Below are 3220 nucleotides of genomic sequence, written 5' to 3'. Positions count from 1 at the left end.
AAACCAAGTGATAATCTCGTTGAAAAAACAAGAAAAATACACGACAATTATATTTACGACTTTGTTTTTGATGATGGACACATTCAAAACATTTACTTAGTAGATAAAAAGAATATTGCCCGTAATAAAGTGCAGGTAATATCTCAATTTGAACAAAAAGGCACACAAGCCAATCGGTATGATGTAACCATATTAGTCAACGGATTGCCATTAGTGCAAGTAGAACTAAAAAAACGTGGGGTAGCTATCCGAGAAGCCTTTAACCAAGTACATCGCTACACAAAAGAAAGTTTTAACAGTAAAAACTCACTCTTTAAATATGTCCAGATTTTTGTCATCTCAAACGGTACAGATAGCCGCTATTTTGCCAACACCGTAGAGCGAAATAAAAACAGCTTTGACTTTACGATGAACTGGGCAAGGGCTGATAATACCTTGATAAAAGACCTGAAAGACTTTACAGCAACATTTTTTCAGAAACAAACGCTTTTAAATGTACTGCTTACCTATTCGGTATTTGATACAAGTGATACGCTGCTTATTATGAGACCCTATCAGATTGCAGCCACAGAAAGAATTTTATGGAAAATAGCCAGTTCGTATCAAGCTAAAAATTGGTCTAAAACCGAAAGTGGCGGTTTTATTTGGCATACCACAGGCTCAGGTAAAACCCTAACGAGTTTTAAAGTCGCACGCTTAGCCACCCAACTTGATTTTATTGATAAAGTATTCTTTGTGGTTGACCGTAAAGATTTGGACTTTCAAACGATGAAAGAATACCAAAGATTCTCGCCAGATAGTGTGAACGGTTCAGACAGTACAGCAGGTTTAAAGCGTAATATTGAGAAGGACGATAATAAAATTATTGTCACAACAATTCAAAAACTAAATAATCTCATGAAAAGTGAGAGTGATTTAGGCATCTATCAAAAGCAAGTCATATTTATCTTTGATGAAGCCCATCGCTCACAATTTGGCGAAGCACAAAAGAACTTGAACAAAAAGTTTAAAAAGTTCTATCAATTTGGTTTTACAGGAACGCCCATTTTCCCAGAAAATGCCCTTGGTGCAGAAACAACGGCAAGTGTATTTGGTCGTGAATTACATTCTTATGTAATTACGGATGCCATTAGAGATGAAAAGGTATTAAAATTCAAAGTAGATTATAACAATGTTCGCCCACGTTTTAAAGGCATAGAATCAGAACAAGATGAAAAAAAATTAAGTGCTGCTGAAAACAGTACTGCTTTGCTTCATCCTGCTCGTATCAAAGAAATCTCTCAGTATATTTTACAGAATTTCAGAATAAAAACTCATAGAAATCAAGGGAGTAATAAAGGCTTTAATGCGATGTTTGCGGTAAGTAGTGTTGATGCTGCCAAATGTTATTATGAAGAACTAAACCGTTTACAAAACGAGAGTGATAAGCCCCTGAAAATAGCAACAATCTTCTCTTTTGCGTCCAATGAAGAACAAAGTGCCATCGGTGAAATAGTAGATGAAACTTTTGAACCTTCGGCAATGGATAGCAGTGCCAAGGAATTTTTGACAAAAGCCATCAATGACTACAATGCCATGTTTAGAATGAATTATGGTATTGATAGTAAAGGATTTCAAGACTATTATCGTGACCTTGCTAAACGAGTGAAGAGTAAAGATGTTGACCTTATCATTGTTGTCGGTATGTTTCTTACTGGGTTTGATGCACCTACACTGAATACGTTGTTTGTTGATAAGAATCTTCGGTATCATGGCTTAATGCAAGCATTTTCACGTACCAACCGTATTTATGATGCTACAAAAACTTTTGGAAATATTATTACTTTCAGAGATTTAGAAAAAGCCACCATTGATGCTATTACTCTCTTTGGAGATAGTAGCACCAAAAATGTAGTCATTGAAAAAAGCTATAAAGAATATTTGGAAGGCTTTACGGACATTGCAACAGGGGAAGCTCGCAGAGGTTACAAGGACATTGTAAAAGAATTAAACGATAAATTTCCTAATCCTGATGAAATCGTTACGGAGAAAAATAAAAAAGAGTTCTCAAAGCTATTTGGAGAATACTTACGGGTAGAAAACATACTACAGAATTACGATGAATTTACACAGGTTAAAGCACTTCAAGATATAGACTTACACGATACCAAAGCTGTAGAAGCTTTTAAAGAAGCTTATTTTGTAACGGATGAGAATATAGCAAGTATGCAGAATATTGAGTTGTTAGCAGAACGGACTGTTCAAGATTATCGCTCCACGTATAATGATATTCGAGACTGGTTAAGACGAGAGAAGAGCGGGGCGGCATCAGAAGAATCAAAAATTGATTGGGATGATGTTGTTTTTGAAATAGACCTACTTAAATCTCAAGAAATCAACTTAGACTATATTCTTGAATTAATATTTGAGCATAATAAGAATACAAAAGATAAAGTAGAATTAGTAGAAGAAGTTCGTAGGGTTATCCGTGCCAGTATAGCTAACAGAGCAAAAGAAAGTTTAGTTGTTGATTTCATCAATGAAACAGAGCTTGATTCTATTCAAGATAAAGCGAACATTATAGATGCTTTCTTCTCTTATGCACAAGCCAAACAGAAAATGGAGGCTTCTGAATTAATTGTAGAAGAAAATTTGAATGAAGAAGAAGCAAAGCGATATATTGCCACTTCTTTAAAACGTGAATATGCTACTGAAAACGGAACAGAATTGAATGCTCTTTTACCCAAGATGAGTCCGTTAAACCCACAGTATCTGACAAAAAAACAACGTATTTTTCAAAAAATAACTTCTTTTATTGAGAAGTTTAAGGGTGTTGGTGGCCAGCTTTAAATACGAATAAGGAGAGCATCAAAAAGTGTGGGGCAATCAAATTTATGTTTTTAAAGAATCAATTTAAGGTAGCCATTTAACTCAATAATTTTTTAATTAAGTACTTCAAAAATATTTTGCCCCACACATTTTGATGCACTCCAAAGTCATTACATTTGGACGAAAAATAGCGGTTTCAAACGAATTAATTAGTTTAATAAAGTTCATTCGTGGTGTTAAAAATTAGGCTTGGCTTGCTCATTGCTCGTGATTTTATTCACTTAATGCTTAGGTATTCCTTCGGGATTCTTAGGGATTCCTACAAGGAACTCTTTGATAATCAAGGGATTCCTGTGAAAAATAACATAATGGCAAAGTGTATGAAATCTAATTAACTGATTTTCAAGGGATT

1 protein-coding gene is annotated in these 3220 nt (G+C 34.6%); it reads left to right on the top strand.

Features of this window, described 5'->3' with window-relative positions; all coding sequences use genetic code 11:
• Positions 1–2829, top strand: a 2829-nt coding sequence (locus AC1W31_RS20955; protein ID WP_481736453.1) for a type I restriction endonuclease subunit R, EcoR124 family, incomplete at its 5' end; no start/stop codon positions are given.
• Positions 2830–3220: the final 391 nt, after the last annotated feature.

The sequence above is a fragment of the Arcicella sp. genome (genome assembly GCF_964672035.1).
The sequence above is the reverse complement of the archived record's forward strand: the minus strand, read 5'-3'. Positions and strand labels throughout refer to the sequence as shown.